Here is a 19,227-nt window from a genome sequence, read left to right as displayed (position 1 = left end):
ATTATCAATTGCATTTTAAAAGTTCCAAAAAGAAAGGCGACCCGATAGGGCCGCCATGATAAAATTTGATTTTGATAAAAATTTATTGTCTTAGATAGGTGTACAGATTATCTTTCAGGTGAACGCGCTTTTTCCGAAGGTCGGTAAGATGATCATCTGTGGTGTGATTCACTTCACCTTCTTCGTAATGCTGAATGAGTGCGTTTACCTCTTCATAATTCACGTACATCTTCTTAAAATTGTCGTCATTCAGCTTCAGCGCATTGATTTTGCTTTCGTACTCCGGAAATTCGTGGGTGAGATTGTGGTTTTCCATGACTTTAAATTTTAAATATTTCTATACATTAAAGTTAGGAAAAAAAGGTATTCGCTTCCTTATGACAATTATCATTAGTACTGCGCAATCATGGCAAAAAGCCGAAGATATTCTCCGGCTTCCGACATAGTGATCTGATCTTAATTTTTACTCTTAATGTGAATTTCTCCTTTGCCATCCTTTTTATATACGTGCATGGACTCAATATTTTTAGGCTCTATTTTATCCATTTCTGCCTTTGATATAGTTTTTCCGTCCAGATAGTAGATTACATCCTGTTGTATATCACGCAGAAGGTTGGCTTCTGTTGATCTTCGCGCAGCTTCCTCAGCCTTTTGCGTGGCGTCTTTCAGGCGCTGCTGAAATTCCGGTGAATCCAGTTTGATCTGCATTTCCTTTGCCCGAAGCTCGGCCTCCCGGATACGCTGCTGAAATTCTGGTGAACTGACTTTCTTTTCGATGTCCTTCGCACGGCGCTCCATCTGGCGCAGGTGTCTTTTGAAGGCCGGAGAGTTTACTTTTTTCTCCATTTCGGCCGCATGTTTTTCATAATCGCGGATTTTGTTTTTAAAGTCTTCAGAATCGTAAAATTTAATGGTCCCGCCCGTCAGCTCTTTGATTCTTGCCTCTATTTGCTCCCGGGTTGCGGCAAATTCTTCACCGCTGAGTTCCCCTTTAATTTTGGCATCCAGCTCTGACAGCCGATTTTCCAGGTCTTTAAATTCCGGGCTGCTCTCCAGGTTTTTTTCAGCCAGCTTTTGCATCTCCGCTGACTTCTGCTGCATTTCGGTGCTCAGCTTTTGCACCTGCTCAGATTTCCGCTGCAGGTCTTTCGACTTCGCCTGCAGTTCTTTTTCAATTTTGTCTAAATCTTTAGGAACATCTTCATGGCTAGGCGAATTAGGGACGGCGGGCGGCGGAGGTGGCGGAAGCAGGGTGTCTTTCTTAATTTCAGAAAAATACTGTTCAATCTGCGCATTCGTGGTTTCGATTTGGCGGTTTTTCGCATTGATCAAATAAACGAAGCAGAGCATGAAAACTACCGGTAACGCGGCAATGCGGCGCACGTAGCTATATTTGGTCTTTGGTTTTTTAAGCATTGTTAGTCGTTTTTTTAAGTTAGAACTGAGAAACGGACTCGTTGCGGGCAGCGGTCTTCCGGAAAACCGGCTCGCCAAAAGCATCTGCGCAAATACTTTGGTGTCCGAGTTGGTGATGGCTTTTTTATCAGCCAGATATTCGTGGATCAGCGCTATTTCGCGCTTGATTAAATGAAAGAAGGGATTAAACCAGAAAATCGCGACCAGAATTTCAGAGAAAACTCTGTCCCAGGAATGTTTCTGCTCAATGTGCACCATTTCATGTTTCAGGATTTGGCGCCCAAGGTCTGAGGAAATCGGTAGCGATTCTTTCCAGAAAAGATTCCGGAAAAAGGAAAAGGGTGCTTCGGCAATATCTGTCTGATAAAAACCGATGCCTTCAAAACTTTTCTTCGGATAGCGTTTTTTAAACTGCTCAATCCGAACAAGGGCAAGTAAAAATCTTAGGAGAAGACCGACAGAAACCAGTCCAGCAACAAGAGCACAAATTTGAATATAACCGAAATCATGGCTTAAAGTTTTATTTTCGTTGGTGTATGTTAACTTATTTAATAATAGATAAATATCACTGTTTACTTCAACTGTAAAATAAGACAGTTTCAGCAATGGCAGCAGCAGGCTGATCAACATCGTGCCAAGCAGATAAAACCTGTTGTAATGATGAAATGTCCTGTCCTTTAAAGACAACTGATAGTACAGAAACATTACACCGGAAGTAAGAATTACTTTGCCGGAATAGAGCAGGAGCGCTTCCATTATTTTTTGTTTTTAAGTTCGTCCAACAGCATCTCTAGATCTTCAACGCTGATTTCATTCTTTTCAACCAGAAAGGAAACCGCGTTGCGGTAAGAACCTTCAAAATAGTTTTTCACGAGACTTTTCATTGATTTTCCGCTGTACTGTTCCCGCGCGACGAGCGGGAAATATTCATGCTGACGGCCGAAAACTTTGTAATCAACAAAAGCTTTTTCTTTCAAAACCTTTAAAATGGTCGATATCGTATTGGTGTGCGGCTTCGGTTCCGGAAACCTTTCAAGGATGTCCTTCAGGAAAGCTTTTTCCAGATCCCACAAATACTGCATTACCTGTTCTTCAGCTTTGGTGAGTTGCGTAATTTTCATATCACTAAATGTTTAGTGATACAAATGTAGGAATTAATCTCATACATACAACTATTTTTATAGTGATATTAAAAACTTTTTGTAATCAATTGGTTTTCAATATTAAAAATTTCGCCTTAAAAATTAAAATAAAGAAAATTCAGCCTCGAAAAGTTCAGGTACAATGATGTGGAAGTGAAAATTTTACCCTTAAAAACATTCACAAAATCACTACCTTTGCGCACTTTAAACAGAACATCATTCTGTCTTTATTTATTTAAATTCAAACTCATTATATGAAATGTGGAATCGTAGGTTTGCCGAATGTAGGTAAATCAACCCTTTTTAACTGCCTCAGCAACGCCAAAGCACAGTCTGCCAATTATCCTTTCTGTACAATTGAACCCAACTTAGGTACGGTTTCAGTGCCGGATCACCGTCTTTTCGAACTTGAAAAACTCGTTAATCCTGAGCGCGTACTGCCTGCAGTAGTGGAAATTGTGGACATTGCAGGTCTTGTGAAGGGGGCCAGTAAAGGTGAAGGTCTTGGCAACCAGTTTTTGGCAAATATCCGCGAGTGTGAAGCCATCATTCATGTTTTAAGATGTTTTGAGAATGGAAATATCGTGCACGTTGAAGGTTCAGTAGACCCAATGCGCGATAAAGAAATCATCGACATCGAACTTCAGCTTAAAGACATCGAAACCATTTCAAAAGCAGTGGACAAAGCGAAGAAATTCATCAAATCGGGCAAAAAGGAAGATGTGATGACCTACGAAGTGCTTCAGAATCTGCTTAAATTCGTGGAAGACGGCCGAAATGTCCGTGAGTTTCCGATGGACGATTTCAGTACGGAGATCATTGCAGATATTCAGCTTTTAACCAACAAACCGGTGCTTTACGTTTGCAACGTGGATGAAAACTCAATAAAGAACGGCAACGAATGGATTGCGAAGATTGAGGAGATGGCGAAAAAAGAAAACGCCGAAGTGGTAGTTCTTGCCGCTCAGATCGAAGCTGACATCAACGAGCTTGAAACTTTCGAAGAAAGACAGATGTTTCTTGAAGAACTCGGTCTTGAAGAGCCTGGCGTAAACCGGCTCATCAGAAAAGCATACGACCTGTTGAAACTTCAGACCTATTTCACGGCTGGTGTAAAAGAAGTGCGCGCCTGGACCATCGGGCAGGGCTGGACGGCGCCACAGGCTGCCGGTGTGATCCACACCGATTTCGAGAAAGGATTTATCCGTGCAGAAGTAATCGGTTACGAAGATTTCAAAAATTACGGTTCCGAAGCCAAAGTGAAGGAAGCCGGAAAGATGAGAGTCGAAGGTAAAGAGTACATCGTGAAGGACGGCGATGTGATGCATTTCAGGTTCAACGTTTAAGCAAATAAATACAGATCAATTAAAAACCGCTATTCATCTTAGCGGTTTTTTTGATGCTGAACTGAAGATTGAAAATTTTAATCCAGAAAAACATTAATTTTCTTTAACTCGTTAATTTTTCTATCCACGATTTCTTTTGGAAAATTATTGTCGAAAGGGTATTTATGGTACTTATCTCTGGCAAATATAAACTCAGATCTGTCCTTTAGATTAACATTCAAAGCCTCATTCATCCTGACAATCGGTACATTCCGCATCGCTACATTTGTAGCCTCAATTTCGAAGGTGCCGCTTTCATTGTGTACTTCCAAAATTAATCCAGGAAGCCCTTTATACTTAAAGGGTCCTTCGTCGAATGGGATTTCTGTGGTGTACCACGCATAGATTTTATCTCCGTCAATTGTCGCCGTGGCAAGTCTGCAACTGTAATTTCCTATACTTTTCACTTCGCTGAGTAGTGTCCATTGAATTTTAGAAGCTTTATAGGTATAATTGTATTTCCCTAATGGCGAGGTTATAAAAATATTATCATTTTCTCTCCAGGCACTGTGTCGGGTTTTAGGAAGAGAGATCGGGTTTTTTGCAATCTCCTGCACATTCGAATACGTCGCTACAGCCTTGTCTAAGTTTTCATAAAATCTCACCATGGCGGGATTAAAATAGTAAGACTGGTTATTATTCATGACAAGAACCATCTCAGCTTCAAAGTATTTTTCCCGAACGAGTGAATCTGGTTTATATTTCATATAATATCTCACTTCAATATCCGAGAGTTTTGTACTTTGGGCATTAACATTTTGAAATGAGGCGAGTACACAGAGTAGTATACAGAGTAATTCCTTCATAATTTATTTTTAAAGAATAGCTTTTGTCTTGCGACAAAAGCTATCATAGCTAAGATTTTTAACAGCCTTCTTCTACCGCGATATTCACAACGTAAGCCAAGTCTCGTATGAAACCAGATTCTCCCTCGTTATAATTGGTACAGTACCATTCAGTATGTGCTTGACCATTACAGGGTAATTCAAAAGAAACTGAATAACACCCTCCTACAATTGCTGAACTATAGCTTACTATTTCGCTAAATCTCTCAGGTTCAAGTTCACGCGTCTCTGCTCCCATACCAAATGAAAAAGCTGAAAAGCCAAAAATAGCACATAACAAAGATAATTTTTTCATATATAATTTTTTAATGCTCTTACTTTTTTTGTGCGGCACAAGATTTATGACAGCACTTTACACATTAGTGTGGGATACGATGTTCAGAAAGTCTACCCCCGTGTTATTTAAGTATTTAGAATCTTTTACTACTATTTCAAAGCGCTTCCTCTGTTTTCACCATATCAATTTTAGTATAGGTAATATTTGGAAAAAATTGATGTCCGTGATCTGAGCGCCGGGCAATACATGTTGAACATACACAAAGGAAAAGAAATTGTGTCGCGAAAATTCATTAAGAAATAATCAGATATTTAAATAATTTAAGGCAAGCCACAAGGTTTGCCTTTTTTTTGGATTATTTCGTACTGCATGAAGTTACGTGGCGGGCATCTTGCTGTATAATATTTAAAAAAAAAACAATTCATTATGGCAAAGAAAATTGCAGTAATCGTTGGCTCACTCAGAAAGGAGTCTTACAACCGAAAAATCGCCAACGAACTGATCCGTCTGGCAGACGGCAAATTAGATCTTCAAATCGTAGAAATCGGGAATCTTTCGCTTTACAATGAAGATTCAGACCAAAATCCACCACAGGAATGGACGGATTTCAGACAGCAAATCAAAGATTCCGACGGAATCCTCATTGTGTCACCCGAATACAACCGAACCATTCCGGGAGCGCTGAAAAATGCAATCGATGTAGGATCGCGGCCGTACGGAAGTTCAGTCTGGCCGGGTAAACCGGGTGCTGTGATCACTTCCTCGGTGAGTTCTCTGGGCGGTTTGGCCGCAAATCATCACATCCGCCAGGCCTTCGTTTTCGTTGATGTGCCGCTCATGCAGCAACCGGAAGCGTATATCGGCAATTCGGCGAAGATTTTTAAAGAAGACGGAAAGACAGTGGTGCCGGACACGGAAAAATTCCTTCAGAATTTTGTGGACGCCTTCCAGAAATGGGTCGAGAAGTTCTAAATAGGCTTAGATAGCCACTGAAAACCTTGTTCAGCAATGAATGAGGTTTTCTTTTGCGCTTTATTTTACCTTGAAATTTTTACACAGCGAAATAATGCCTAAATTTAAGAAACTGTTCAGTACCTAAAAAACAAACTATGTGGTTTACAAAATCCATCGATGAAACCTTAACGGAACTCAGTGTTGACCCCGCCACTGGCCTTTCCAGCGAGGAGGCGGCGAGCCGGAAGAGCAAATTTGGGCCTAACCGTCTGGAAACTAAAAAGAAAAAATCAGTCTTTCAGATTTTCATTTCGCAACTGAACGACTGGCTGATCTATGTGCTGTTTGCGGCCGTGATCATTACGTTTTTTATGGGCGAATATATAGATTCGGTCATCATTATTCTGGTCATCCTGATTAACGCCGGAATTGGGGTTTTTCAGGAAGTTAAAGCCGGGAAAGCGATTGAAGCACTCATGCAGATGTCGTCACCCCGGGCGCTCGTCAAGCGCGATTCACATACTGCTGAAATCGACAGTGCAGAGCTGGTTCCGGGGGACATCGTTATTCTGGATGCGGGCAGGGTGGTCCCTGCCGACCTGCGGCTGATAGAATCGGCAAATCTGCAAACCGAAGAATCGGCCCTCACGGGTGAATCCGTGCCGGGCTCTAAAGAAGCTGGTAATGTGCACGACGACCCCAAAATACCGCTTGGCGACCGCGATAATCAGGCATTCATGTCGTCCATTGTTACATACGGCCGCGGCGTCGGAGTAGTGGTAGAAACCGGGATGCGCACCGAAGTCGGCAAAATTGCGCACCTTATCGATAATGAAGAACTCACCAAAACACCTCTGGAGAAAAAGCTGAGCGAGCTCGGCAAAATGCTGGGAAAGATGGCAGTGGGTATCTGTGCGTTTATATTTGTTCTTTCATGGTTTCAGGGAAGGGATCTGGGCGAAATGTTCCTCACCTCGGTTTCACTTGCCGTAGCATCGATCCCCGAGGGTCTGGCTGCAATCGTAGCGGTGGTGCTGTCCGTCGGCGTCACTACAATGTCGAAAAACAACGCCATCATCCGCCAGCTTCCGGCAGTGGAAACATTGGGTTCAGTGAATGTAATTTGCTCTGACAAGACCGGTACGCTTACCATGAATAAAATGAGCGTCACCCAGGTTTATACCACACAAGGCCTCCTGGATCTGGATGAACATGCTCCAAACGACGTTCCGAATGCCGCAAAATTTGCAGCTAAAGCCATGATCTTATGCTCCGATGCCACCCTTCATAATGACGATGCCACCGGCGACCCCACCGAAATAGCACTGTTAGCATTGGGCGATACACTGAGACTAGACCGAAAGAATCTGGAGAACAATACAAACCGAATTAATGAAAAATCCTTTGACAGTGACCGCAAAATGATGTCGGTACTGGTAAAAGAAGAAGACGGCGATTACAAAGTCTTCACGAAAGGTGCATTGGCAAGTTTAAAAAAAGTTTCGACCAGGATTTTTGACAACGGAGAAGTACGCGAAATTACCGAAGCCGATCTGCAGAACTTCAGCCACGCCGCGCGGCAAATGTCGGATCATGCATTGCGCACGTTGGCCGTAGCCTATAAACCCGCTGCACGAGATACGCATCCCGATGAAATGGAGCAGGACCTTGTGCTCCTTGGTTTGGTAGGCATGATAGACCCAGCACGCGACGAAGTGAAACCATCAATAAAACTCGCGAAAGACGCCGGCATCAAAACCATCATGATTACGGGCGATCATAAAAACACTGCGTTTGCCATCGCTAAGGATCTGCACATTGCCGATCATGTAGATCAGGTAATCACCGGGCCGGAAATGGACAGCTTCAGTGAGGACGAATTAAAACAGAAAGTGAACAACTATCGGGTGTACGCACGCGTTTCCCCGGAACATAAAGTGAAAATAGTACGCGCACTTAAAGCCAATGGAAACATAGTCTCCATGACCGGCGACGGCGTGAATGATGCACCGTCGCTTAACGCGGCCGACATCGGTGTGGCGATGGGAATTACCGGTACTGATGTAGCAAAGGGCGCTGCCGACATGATTCTTGTCGACGACGATTTTTCCACTATTGTTAAAGCCATTGAACAGGGAAGGAACATCTACAACAACATCAAGAAATCCGTCATTTTTCTCCTCACCTGCAACCTGGGCGAAGTGGTGGTTATTTTTCTCGCGCTGCTGGTGGGCTGGCAGTCGCCCCTGATCGCGACACAGCTGTTGTGGATCAACCTGCTTACCGATTCGCTCCCGGCCATCGCGCTGGGCATGGATAATGGCGACCCCGATGTTATGAAAGAAAAACCTCGCGCCATAAACGAAAACTTCTTTTCGCACGGCGCCGGAATACAGGCAGTTGTTGGCGGTATATTCATCGGGCTGATCACGATGCTGGCGTATTGGTACGGATATTACGAACTCGGTTATTCTCCTGCAGACGGCAACATTCCCGAAGAAGTGGTGAAGAATGCGCGCACTTTAGCATTTATGGTTTTGGTATGCTCGCAACTGTTTTTTTCCTTAGGCTTAAGAAATATGAAAAAACCACTGTATAAAATAGGTATCTTCAGCAACCGATATCTTGTGGGTGCAATTGCACTTGGGATTCTGCTGCAGATTCTCGTCCTGTTTGTGCCGGTTTTGCGCGAAGCCTTTAAACTTCATATGCTCGACCAAAAAGGATGGATGATGGCAGTTGTTCTTGGTCTGTTACCGTTAACCGCGCTCGAGATCTACAAGATAGTCTTCGCAAATAGGAAGCAACCTTCAAAAACTAAAATTTAAACCAAAACCAGCTTATGAAAAAACTTTTCAGTCAAATCAGCGTGCAGAAAGCCCTTATTTTCACCGCGCTTTTTCTCGCTGCGCTCATTTTGTTTGAACTTAATTATTTCATGTCAGGCCTGTTGGGCGCCATTACGCTCTATGTTCTTACCCGCAAATCTTACCTAAAATACACCGAGGAAAAAAAGTGGAACAGCAATCTTACCATCACGCTCATCATTTTCCTTATCATTATCACATTCGCGGTGCCGCTCTGGATCATCCTGGAGATCCTGATTCCAAAAATCAATGAATTCCTGAGCGACCGTGAGGGAATCATTAAAAAATACGACGCTGTGCGGACATTTCTGGAGAACAATGAGTACCTCAAAAGGTTTGATTTCCATGTTTCCAATGAACAGATCATGCAGGTGCTCAACCGCGCAGTTTCCTATATTCCTTCCACGCTGAACTGGGTCGGCCAGACCTTCGGAAACATTTTTGTCGCGCTTTTTATCCTTTATTTTATGCTTAAAGAGACGCGGACCATGGAGCAGAAATTTAAAGATCTGCTCCCATTGTCGCGGGACACGAAGAAGTATTTCATAAGAACCACCGGCGCGCTTATCCGTTCAAATGCCTATGGAATACCGATCCTGGGTCTCAGCCAGGGCCTGATTGCAATTTTGGGTTACTACATTTTCGGTGTCGAGAATGCGATCTTCTGGGGTTTGCTCACTGGAGCCGCTTCCATCGTTCCGGTACTCGGCACGATGCTGATCTATGTACCGATTAGTGTCTATCAGGTTGCCAGCGGCGATGTAAGCGGCGGACTGATGCTGGCAGGTTTTTGTCTGATATTTGTTGGTGGCATCGACAATATTCTGCGCTTCACCTTATTAAAAAAGATGGCGGATATTCATCCACTAATTACGGTTTTTGGTGTGCTGCTCGGTTTACAGATTTTCGGTGTGATGGGACTTGTTTTTGGTCCCGTACTCATGTCTTTGCCCGGAATTCTCTACCGTATGTTTGAGATGGAACGCAGCTTTAATGATCTTAAAGACCATGAGCAGACCGAAGACGAAGAAAACATTCCGGTGTAACATTTGGCTGCAGATTTTTACAAATCATAAAAATTTAAGAACCTAAAAAAATGAACAACCACGAAATTGACTACAAAATTCACGGCGAAGAAATGCAGTGTGTAGAAATAGAACTGGACCCGAACGAAAGCGTAATTTCCGAACCCGGCAGTTTCATGATGATGACAGACGGCATTCAGATGCAGACGATGTTCGGCGATGGTAACGAAAAAGGTATCATGGGCAAGCTCTTTTCTGCTGGAAAAAGGATGCTCACCGGCGAAAACCTGTTTATGACGGCCTTTACCAACACCGCGTCCGGTAAGCGGCAGGTCACTTTTGCAGCGCCGTATTCGGGGAAGATCATCGCGCTTGACCTTTCGGAATTAGGTGGAAAAGTGATTTGCCAGAAAGATTCATTTCTGTGTGCAGCGAAAGGCGTTTCTGTTGGCATAGAGTTCCAGCGTAAGCTGGGCACGGGGCTTTTCGGTGGCGAAGGTTTCATTATGCAGAAACTCGAAGGAGACGGCATGACCTTCGTACACAGCGGCGGTCACGTGATCGAAAAACAACTGCAGCCGGGCGAAGTTTTGAAGATAGATACAGGCTGTATTGTGGCCTTTTCGAAAGATGTAGATTATGACATTCAGTTTGTGGGCGGCATAAAGAATACTATTTTTGGTGGGGAAGGTCTGTTTTTCGCACAACTTCGCGGTCCGGGAAGAGTTTGGATTCAGACGTTGCCAATTGCGCGTTTAGCGAACAGGATCCTACAGTTCGGCACTACAAAGAAAGGCGAGGAGGGAAGCCTGCTCGGCGGTCTGGGCAGAATGCTGGACGGCGACGGATTTTAAATTTTTTAGAATTAAATTAAATCAGGCACACTTCTTCAGTGTGCTTTTTTTGTCTTACTGAATTGCCGATCGATATAAATACATTTTTCCTGGCAAAACGGCATTTTTAGGAACATTATTTTTTCAACAAAGTTTTTAGCTTGAGCTAACTTTCACTATTTTTGTGGATTGCTGAATTTTAAATACATTCAGGCCCAAATATGAGCGAAAACCACGCAGTAAACTACTCAGAAGACAACATCAGGACCCTCGACTGGCAGGAGCACATCCGCATAAGACCCGGAATGTACATCGGTAAGCTGGGCGACGGTTCATCAGCCGATGACGGTATCTATATTTTGCTTAAAGAAATCATTGATAACTCCATTGACGAGTTCGTGATGAAAGCCGGCAAGCGCATCGAAATTAAGATCGACGAAGGTAAAGCCTCGATCCGCGATTACGGCCGTGGAATTCCACTCGGGAAAGTGGTGGACGCGGTCTCGAAAATGAATACCGGCGGTAAATATGATTCAAAAGCCTTTAAGAAATCTGTAGGTCTGAACGGTGTCGGTACCAAGGCTGTGAATGCACTTTCGGAGTACTTTAGGGTTAAATCTGTGCGGGATGGCAAGGCGAAAGTGGCTGAATTTTCAAAAGGACTGATCACGGAAGATTTTCCGGAAACCGAATCGTCTGACCGCAACGGAACCGAAATCACTTTTATCCCGGACGGAAGCATTTTTACCCATTTCAAGTTCAGGAAAGAGTACATCGAAAAGATGCTCAAAAATTACTGTTACCTGAATCCGGGACTTAAAATCATATTCAACGGAGAAACCTATTTCTCAGAGCACGGCTTGAAGGATCTTCTTCAGGAAGAGATTGAAGGGGAGATTCTCTATCCGGTGGTTCATCTTAAAGATGAAGATATTGAGGTGGCCATCACACATTCAGACAAATCACAGTCGGAAACGTACTTTTCGTTTGTCAACGGCCAGAACACCACGCAGGGTGGAACTCACCTGAATGCGTTCCGTGAGGCATATGTGAAAACCATCCGCGAATTTTTCAATAAGAATTTTGAAGCGGCCGACATCCGCAAATCGATTATTGCAGCGGTTGCCGTAAAGGTGATTGAGCCGGTTTTCGAGTCGCAGACGAAAACCAAATTAGGTTCAAATGAAATGGAGCCCGGCAAAGAGACCGTGCGGACTTTCATAACCAATTTCTTAAAAAACAAACTCGACAACTTCCTGCACCAGAATCCGGAAATTGCAGAAGCAATAAACCGCAAGATCATAATTTCTGAGCGCGAACGGAAAGAACTTTCCGGCATCCAGAAACTCGCGCGTGAAAGAGCGAAGAAAGTTTCACTGCACAACAAGAAATTGCGCGATTGCCGCCAGCATTACAATGACCAGAAAGCGCTGCGGAAAAGTGAAACGATGATTTTCATTACCGAGGGTGATTCCGCTTCGGGTTCCATCACAAAATCACGCGATGTAGAAACGCAGGCAGTTTTTTCGCTGAAAGGGAAGCCGCTGAACTGTTATGGACTGACCAAAAGAGTTGTTTACGAAAACGAGGAATTCAACCTTTTGCAGGCGGCACTTAACATTGAAGATTCACTCGAAGATCTACGTTACAACCATGTCGTGATCGCAACCGATGCCGATGTTGACGGGATGCACATCCGCCTTCTGATGATCACATTCTTCCTTCAGTTTTTCCCGGACCTGATCCGGAACGGCCATCTTTACATTCTTCAAACTCCGCTTTTCCGCGTGCGGAACAAAAAAGAGACAAGGTATTGCTACAGCGAGCCGGAACGGATAAAAGCTCTTGAAGAATTAGGCAAAAACCCGGAAATAACCCGATTTAAAGGTTTAGGTGAAATCTCTCCTGATGAATTCAAGCATTTCATCGGCAAAGATATCAGGCTTGAACCGGTGGTCTTAGGGAAAGACCAGACGATCGATCAGTTGCTCGAGTTCTATATGGGTAAAAACACACCGGACAGGCAGCTTTTCATCCTCGAAAATCTGGTCGTAGAAGATCCGGAAATCGACAAGAAAGTAGAGCTTGCCAATGCTGAGGCCTAAATGTACACCACATAAAAATCATTAAGAAAACCAAATATACGCGAGAGCTGGATTGATGGAAGAACAAGAAAATCACCACGAAGAATCACTGAAAAAAGTTTCCGGACTGTATAAAGACTGGTTCCTCGATTACGCTTCATACGTAATTCTGGACCGTGCCATACCTTCTATTTTCGACGGTTTCAAGCCTGTGCAGCGCCGAATCATGCACTCTATGCGCGAGCTGGAAGACGGGCGCTATAATAAAGTGGCGAACCTCGTCGGGAATACGATGAAGTATCACCCGCATGGCGACGCCTCCATCACCGATGCTATGGTGCAGATCGGGCAAAAAGAACTGTTGATTGACACGCAGGGAAACTGGGGAAATATTTTTACCGGAGATTCTGCTGCTGCGGCGCGGTATATTGAAGCAAGGCTGACGCCTTTCGCACTAGAAGTAGTCTTTAATCCTAAAACAACACATTGGGTAAAATCTTATGATGGCCGGAACAATGAGCCCATCGACCTTCCGGTGAAATTTCCGCTGCTGCTGGCATCCGGTGTAGAAGGTATTGGCGTCGGACTTTCGACCAAGATAATGCCTCACAACTTTAATGAGCTGATCAATGCATCAATAGCACATTTAAAAAATAAAAAGTTCGAGCTTTACCCGGATTTTCTCACCGGTGGAATGCTGGATGTAACGAACTATAATGACGGCGAACGTGGCGGACGAATCCGGACACGCGCGCGAATCATTCAAAAAGAAAAGAACGTACTCTGCATCACCGAGCTACCGTACGGTAAAAATACAGGTGACCTGATAGATTCCATTATCAAAGCCAATGATAAAGGAAAAATTAAGATCAAAAAAATTGAAGATAACACGTCTGATCAGGTGGAAATCAATATTCTGCTGAATAATGATGTTTCTCCGGACAAAACCATTGATGCGCTTTATGCTTTTACGGATTGTGAAATTCCTATTTCGCCCAATGCCTGTGTGATTGTCGGCGATAAACCCGAATTTCTCACTGTATCTGAGATCTTAAGACGTAACACAGACCACACAGTACAGCTTTTAAAAACTGAACTCGAAATTGAACTTCACGAACTGCAGGAAAAATGGCATTTTGCAAGTCTTGAAAAGATTTTCATCGAGAACGAAATCTATCAGGAAATCAAAGGTAAATCTTCGAAAGAGGAAGTTTATGAAGCGGTGGACAAAGGTTTGAAACCGTTTACAGGAAATCTTCTGCGTGCGGTGACAACTGAAGACATCATCAGGCTTACCGAACTTCCGTTCATGCGAATTTCCCGTTATGACCAGGATAAAGCGATCGAGAATCTCCAAAATTTGGAGGCTAAAATAGAACAGGTGAAGTATCATCTCGAAAACTTGGTTCCGTACGCGATCGATTATTTCCTCGGCATCCAGAAAAAATATGGAAAAGGGAAGGAGAGACGCACCGAACTTCGTGTTTTTGATACCATCGATGCGACGAAAGTGGCCGTGGCAAACGAAAAATTTTATGCGAATTTTGAGGAAGGCTTCATCGGGACATCACTTAAAAAAGACCAGTATCTTTTTGACTGCTCGGATATCGATGACATCATCACTTTCCAGAAAGACGGCACGATGAAAGTGGTGAAAGTGGAACCAAAGACGTTCATCGGTAAAAACATCCAGCACGTTGCGGTTTGGAAAAAGAACGATAAACGCACGGTTTACAACATGATTTACCGCGAAGGTAAAGAAGGCCCATACTACATGAAACGTTTCTCCGTAACCGGCGTTACGCGGAACACTGACTATAAACTCGCCTCCGACACCAAAGGTTCGGAAATGCTTTATTTTTCGGCGAACCCTAATGGCGAAGCCGAAGTAGTGACGGTACTTTTGAAGCCTAATGCAAGGATCCGAAAGAACAAGATTGAGATTGATTTTGCCGAAATAGGTATCAAAGGCCGTGATTCAAAAGGAAATCTCGTTACTAAATACGCGGTGAAAAAAGTAGATCTGAAAGAAGAGGGTCACTCCACGCTTGCGCCCAGAAAGATCTGGTTTGATGACACGGTACGCCGCCTGAATGCGGATGCACGCGGAACTTTGCTCGGAACTTTCAAAGGTGATGACAGGATCCTTACGATAAATTCGAATGGTGATGCGCGGCTGATGTCATTTGACCTGATGAACCGGTTTGAGGATGAGTATTTGGTTCTCGAAAAATGGAAACCGGAGCAGCCGGTGACTGCGATTTACTACGATGGCGAGAAACAGATGTACTTCATCAAACGTTTTCTGCTCGAAAACACCACGAATATCCAGCACTTTTTGCCTACAGAACATCCAAAATCCTTTATCGAGCAGGTAATTGTTGCCAATGGTGCCACCGCAGAAATCGTTTTCGCGAAAGAAAAAGACAAACAGCGCGAACCTGAAACTATCAATGTTGACGAATTCATTGCAGTGAAAGGAATAAAAGCGATCGGAAACCAACTCACGCGCAACAGGGTGAAAACCATCAGCGTTAATATTCCGGAGCCCGAAGAGGAAATCAATCCCGGTTTTGACGTGGTGGAAAGTACAGACGGCCACATCAGCTTCATCGATGAAGATGTGAAAGAAGAAGATTTCCCGGACGAAGGTACAATCGGCAGTCTGTTCGATGAATAAATTACTAAAGACGCTTACACGGCGTCTTTTTTTATTTAAAACTGAACATTCAGGGTGATTTCCTCGCCATCGCGTGCTACGATGACAGGCAGTTGATCGCCGGGATTTACACGCGAAAGACAATCCATATACGAATAGATTTCGCTTACCTCACATGTTCCTATCCGTTTCAAAACATCACCTGCCTTGATGCCCGCAAGCGCTGCAGGGCGGTTTTCGGAAACGCCGTCGATTAGCATTCCGTCCTTCGTGTCGGCGTAGTTTGGCATTATGCCAAGCGTAACTTTAAACTGTGGTAGTTCGTTATTCATTTTTTTTGTTTAAATGTTTAATGTTTACAGGTTATTTCCAACCGCCGGACCTGTAGCTAAGTTTGTGCCTTTTTGATTCATTTAAGTAAAAAAAACCGCAGTAAGGAACTGCGGTTGCATTTTAAAACGGATAACCGAAAGCAAAGTTGAGTACCGGTTTCCAGGTCTCGCCCAAAACAAAACGCTCGCCCAGCGGCCGGTTAGGGTCGTACACCTTGTAGGCGGCATCGAGCCGCAGCGTGATGTAAGCCACATTTATTCTTACACCTAGGCCAGTTCCGACACCCATCTGCGAGATGAATTTGCTGAACTTAAATTCATCGCCAAAGCCGGTATCTTTTAAGCCCCAAATGTTACCCGCATCAACGAATGCCGCTCCCTCAAACATTGGGGTGAACGGAACTCTGTATTCTACATTTGTGGTAAGTTTTAAATTATCCATTGCGTAGCTTCGGATTTTCTCGTCGAGTTGCGAATCTGCCGGTCCCAAACCGCCGAAAACACGCCATGCTCGAATGTCATTGGACCCGCCGTTAAAATAAGACCTTACAAACGGCATCGTGGATGAATTACCGTAAGGAATGCCCACGCCGATGAACTGTCGGAGTGCCAACGTATGTTTTCCGTTAAAGAATGTGTAATATTTCCGAACATCTACATCAAATTTCACGAACTGAGAGTACGGAATATTAAAAATGGTCTTGGAAGCTCCGGAAACAACCCCGTCATTTTCTGTCCTGTTATTAAAAAGACCAAACCCATTGCCTGCAAGTTCTACCTTTGCATTAAGATAAACCGGATTCGGTCTGTCTTTTTTACCAATCTCATTGTAGATAAAACTGTAAATCATTGAGGAAATGAGTACGTCCTGCGTCTGTCTGTCTTTGTTGATGAGTGACTGGCGGAACGTATTGAACAGCGAAAGCCGGTCCCCCGAAAGCGAATTTTGATACTGCTCATCATTTAAGATTATGGTCGCGAACTCATCAGATGTGATCGTCCCGTTATTAAAATCATTCACAAGCGCCGGTGAATAATCATCAAAAACAGCATTTCTTACCCCTTCATCTACCGGAAAAAAATCATAATAACGGTCTTTGTTACGCGTCAAACTAAGTTGCGTGTTGAACAGTGACAAACGGTGCGTGACGATGTCATTTACATTCGCGAAATAATTTAAGCCCGCATTAAACCCAATTCTTCCCAAGCCAATATTATTCTGGACAGATGTGCCCAAAACGATGGAACTGGCCGGTGAAAAGCGTTTTGGGATCAATTTCCAGGTAGTGAAAGGCATCAGCAGACGCGGAAAATTGAGCGATCCCTGTGCGGAAACTTCGTAAGCCAATACACGCTTATCCGGATCCTTGGTATTTTCGATTGAACCAAAAATACCTGATACACTCGTAACAAGGTTTTCTGCGCCACCAAAGACATTTCGAGTAGTGAGATCCACAGACGGCGATATGCCGAAATTCAGGATTTGAGAATAATTAAGGTCAGTAGCGATCCGCAGGTCATATTTCGGAAGTGGCGCGAGATAATAACTCACATCCAATATACTGTCATTGTCTTTACGCAGGATTTCATCATACTTCAGCACGCTGAAATTGTTTGTGGACGCGATGTTCCGCTTGGTAAGATCCAGATTGCGCTGCTGGTAAAGGTCACCCTTCTTTAAGATTAGCGGTCGCCAAAGCGCGATCGTTTTATACTGATCATCGAGTTTGTAGAAATTGATTCCGAGCAGTGAATCTTTTACCGTATCAACGGTGTCGGCAAGTTTCTCAAGATAATGAACTTTAATATCGCCGATTGTAGTCTTCCGGTATGGGGTATCCAGGGAGTCACGGTGGATATCCATCGTCAGCGGGACCTGTTTGCGGCTTTGCAGCGTGTCAGCAGTGAAATAAATTTCTTCATTTGAGTTATTGAAACGGTAATATCCGCGCTCTTTCATAAGGTCGTTGATACGTTTTACTTCTTTTTCGAGCACGCTCTGGTCCAAAATATCCTTTCCCTGCACAAGACTTTTGCTGAGATCTTCTTCGTAAACAGAGCGTATCGCGGGATCCGGAATATTGTAATAATAATCGCTGATGATTGTAGGTTCGCGATGGGTGATAAGATAGTTTGCCTGCGCTTTTTTGGCCGCTGAATCAAGGTCATGACTGAATTTTACATCGGCATCCCAATAGCCGCGATACACGAAGTATTTTCGTATAGAGTTGGCGCTGGTTTCGGTTTTACCCTGATCCAAAATTACCGGCGGCTGGCCGATGTTGTGCATGAATCTCTCATAAAATAGGCTTTTGCCCACATATTCGGGATGGTTGTACTTAATGAAAAGCGAGTCGCGCAACTTTTGATCCCGGATTTCAGACGGGTAGGTAAGGTACTCATTCAGTATCGAGTCGTATTTAGGATTTGTGGCATTGTACATCCACAAACCTACAGGAAACAGAAACAGCTGTTTTTTGTTGGGCTTTTGACTTACATAATCGGGAACCTGGTCTGCAAAAAGCTTTCCGTCTTCATAGCGGAAATTATTTTTTGTGAGCAAATATTCACCATCGGGGACTTTGCGGGTGGTGCTGCAGGCGTACAGAAGCGAGACTGCAATTGCGAAAGCGAAAAATATATGATACTTTTGATAATATTTTAACAGATGCTTACCGCTCATACATTAAAGGTTTTACAGTCTTTGGACAGGAAAAAATTCAGACAAAAATACAATTTGTTTTTGGTTGAGGGCAACAAAACCATCAAAGAAATCCCGGGCTCACGCTACAGAATCCAGCAACTGTATTCGGTGGATCCGTCTGAACTTAAGATCGCTGACACAAAGGTCACTGCGATTTCTGAAAAGGAGCTCAGACGCATCAGTTTCTTGCAAAATCCTAAAGACTCAGTGGCGGTTTGTGAGATCATCAAACCGCAAATGAAAAGTAATGTTCCTGTTCAATTGGTTCTGGACGGCATCCAGGATCCGGGGAATCTTGGTACCATCATCCGTCTTGCCGATTGGTTTGGTATCGAACAAATAATTTGCAGTGAGGACACGGCCGATTATTACAATCCGAAAGTAATACAGTCAAGTATGGGTTCATTTCTTCGCGTAAACATCGTGTATACAGATCTTCAGAACTATTTCAAATCTTCGGAGCGTGCGGTTATCGGAACGGATATGGAGGGCGAAAGCATTTACAGTTTCCAGTTTCCAACGGAATTTGATTTAGTCTTAGGAAATGAAGGAAACGGAATCCGTCCTGAAACTGAAGCAATTTTGACCGACAAGATCACAATTCCACGGATGGGAAAATCACGGGCAACCGAAAGCCTGAACGTTTCGATGGCTGCTGGTATCATTTTAGGACAGATATTTTCCAAATAAAAAAACCGCCCAGG

16 protein-coding genes are annotated in these 19,227 nt (G+C 43.8%); 9 read left to right on the top strand and 7 right to left on the bottom strand.

Annotation, left to right across the window (positions count from 1 at the left end; genetic code table 11):
* Positions 1–82: 82 nt before the first annotated feature.
* From QEP06_RS01895 to QEP06_RS01885, 3 genes are all read right to left on the bottom strand, one after another.
* Positions 83–316 carry an HP1242/YdcH family protein gene (locus QEP06_RS01895; protein WP_285268830.1) on the bottom strand — a complete coding sequence of 78 codons (234 nt, stop codon included), beginning with the start codon at positions 314–316 and terminating at the stop codon, positions 83–85.
* Between the two features lie 140 nt (positions 317–456).
* Positions 457–2,172: a M56 family metallopeptidase gene (locus QEP06_RS01890; RefSeq protein WP_285268829.1), complete on the bottom strand. Its 1,716-nt coding sequence runs from the start codon at positions 2,170–2,172 to the stop codon at positions 457–459.
* A complete protein-coding gene (locus tag QEP06_RS01885; protein WP_285268828.1) occupies positions 2,172–2,537 on the bottom strand; it encodes a BlaI/MecI/CopY family transcriptional regulator in 366 nt (121 codons plus the stop codon). The genes QEP06_RS01890 and QEP06_RS01885 overlap by 1 nt, the downstream gene beginning before the upstream one ends.
* Before the next feature lie 275 nt (positions 2,538–2,812).
* On the opposite strand from QEP06_RS01885, the gene ychF reads away from it, so the two are divergent.
* Complete coding sequence (ychF, locus tag QEP06_RS01880; protein ID WP_285268827.1) at positions 2,813–3,904, top strand: redox-regulated ATPase YchF; 1,092 nt, start codon at positions 2,813–2,815, stop codon at positions 3,902–3,904.
* A 77-nt stretch (positions 3,905–3,981) separates the two neighbouring features.
* Here the strand turns inward: ychF and QEP06_RS01875 are convergent, their stop codons facing one another.
* Complete coding sequence (locus tag QEP06_RS01875) at positions 3,982–4,749, bottom strand: GLPGLI family protein (protein WP_285268826.1); 768 nt, start codon at positions 4,747–4,749, stop codon at positions 3,982–3,984.
* 58 nt (positions 4,750–4,807) lie between these two features.
* Positions 4,808–5,083, bottom strand: a complete 276-nt coding sequence (locus QEP06_RS01870; RefSeq protein ID WP_285268825.1) for a hypothetical protein — start codon at positions 5,081–5,083, stop codon at positions 4,808–4,810.
* A gap of 186 nt (positions 5,084–5,269) precedes the next feature.
* On the opposite strand from QEP06_RS01870, the gene QEP06_RS11690 reads away from it, so the two are divergent.
* The 7 genes from QEP06_RS11690 to QEP06_RS01840 all read left to right on the top strand — a co-directional run bounded on the left by QEP06_RS11690 (position 5,270) and on the right by QEP06_RS01840 (position 15,508).
* On the top strand, positions 5,270–5,368 hold the full coding sequence (locus QEP06_RS11690) for a T9SS type A sorting domain-containing protein (RefSeq protein ID WP_425256169.1): 99 nt from the start codon (positions 5,270–5,272) through the stop codon (positions 5,366–5,368).
* 123 nt (positions 5,369–5,491) lie between these two features.
* Positions 5,492–6,037, top strand: a complete 546-nt coding sequence (locus QEP06_RS01865; protein WP_285268824.1) for an NADPH-dependent FMN reductase — start codon at positions 5,492–5,494, stop codon at positions 6,035–6,037.
* 137 nt (positions 6,038–6,174) lie between these two features.
* On the top strand, positions 6,175–8,847 hold the full coding sequence (locus QEP06_RS01860; RefSeq protein ID WP_285268823.1) for a cation-translocating P-type ATPase: 2,673 nt from the start codon (positions 6,175–6,177) through the stop codon (positions 8,845–8,847).
* A 14-nt stretch (positions 8,848–8,861) separates the two neighbouring features.
* Positions 8,862–9,932, top strand: coding sequence for an AI-2E family transporter (locus QEP06_RS01855; protein WP_285268822.1), 1,071 nt, complete (start codon positions 8,862–8,864; stop codon positions 9,930–9,932).
* Positions 9,933–9,982: 50 nt separating this feature from the next.
* Positions 9,983–10,765, top strand: a complete 783-nt coding sequence (locus QEP06_RS01850; RefSeq protein WP_285268821.1) for a TIGR00266 family protein — start codon at positions 9,983–9,985, stop codon at positions 10,763–10,765.
* Between the two features lie 200 nt (positions 10,766–10,965).
* The gene (locus tag QEP06_RS01845; protein WP_285268820.1) at positions 10,966–12,849 is read left to right on the top strand and encodes a DNA topoisomerase IV subunit B; all 1,884 of its coding nucleotides are present in this window, start codon (positions 10,966–10,968) and stop codon (positions 12,847–12,849) included.
* A 55-nt stretch (positions 12,850–12,904) separates the two neighbouring features.
* Positions 12,905–15,508 carry a DNA gyrase/topoisomerase IV subunit A gene (locus tag QEP06_RS01840; protein ID WP_285268819.1) on the top strand — a complete coding sequence of 868 codons (2,604 nt, stop codon included), beginning with the start codon at positions 12,905–12,907 and terminating at the stop codon, positions 15,506–15,508.
* Positions 15,509–15,543: 35 nt separating this feature from the next.
* Here QEP06_RS01840 and QEP06_RS01835 read toward each other — a convergent pair whose 3' ends face one another.
* Both QEP06_RS01835 and tamL read right to left on the bottom strand, forming a co-directional pair.
* Positions 15,544–15,819, bottom strand: coding sequence for a PDZ domain-containing protein (locus tag QEP06_RS01835; protein ID WP_285268818.1), 276 nt, complete (start codon positions 15,817–15,819; stop codon positions 15,544–15,546).
* A gap of 121 nt (positions 15,820–15,940) precedes the next feature.
* On the bottom strand, positions 15,941–18,502 hold the full coding sequence (gene tamL, locus QEP06_RS01830) for a translocation and assembly module lipoprotein TamL (RefSeq protein ID WP_285268817.1): 2,562 nt from the start codon (positions 18,500–18,502) through the stop codon (positions 15,941–15,943).
* Here tamL and QEP06_RS01825 point away from each other — a divergent pair.
* Positions 18,488–19,213 (top strand): RNA methyltransferase, encoded by a 726-nt coding sequence (locus QEP06_RS01825; protein WP_285268816.1) that lies wholly within the window; start codon positions 18,488–18,490, stop codon positions 19,211–19,213. The genes tamL and QEP06_RS01825 overlap by 15 nt on opposite strands.
* Positions 19,214–19,227: the final 14 nt, after the last annotated feature.

Origin of the sequence: Kaistella rhinocerotis (genome assembly GCF_030243905.1) — a bacterium.
Taxonomy (GTDB): Bacteria; Bacteroidota; Bacteroidia; order Flavobacteriales; family Weeksellaceae; genus Kaistella; species Kaistella rhinocerotis.
This window is presented reverse-complemented; position numbering and strand designations above follow the sequence as displayed.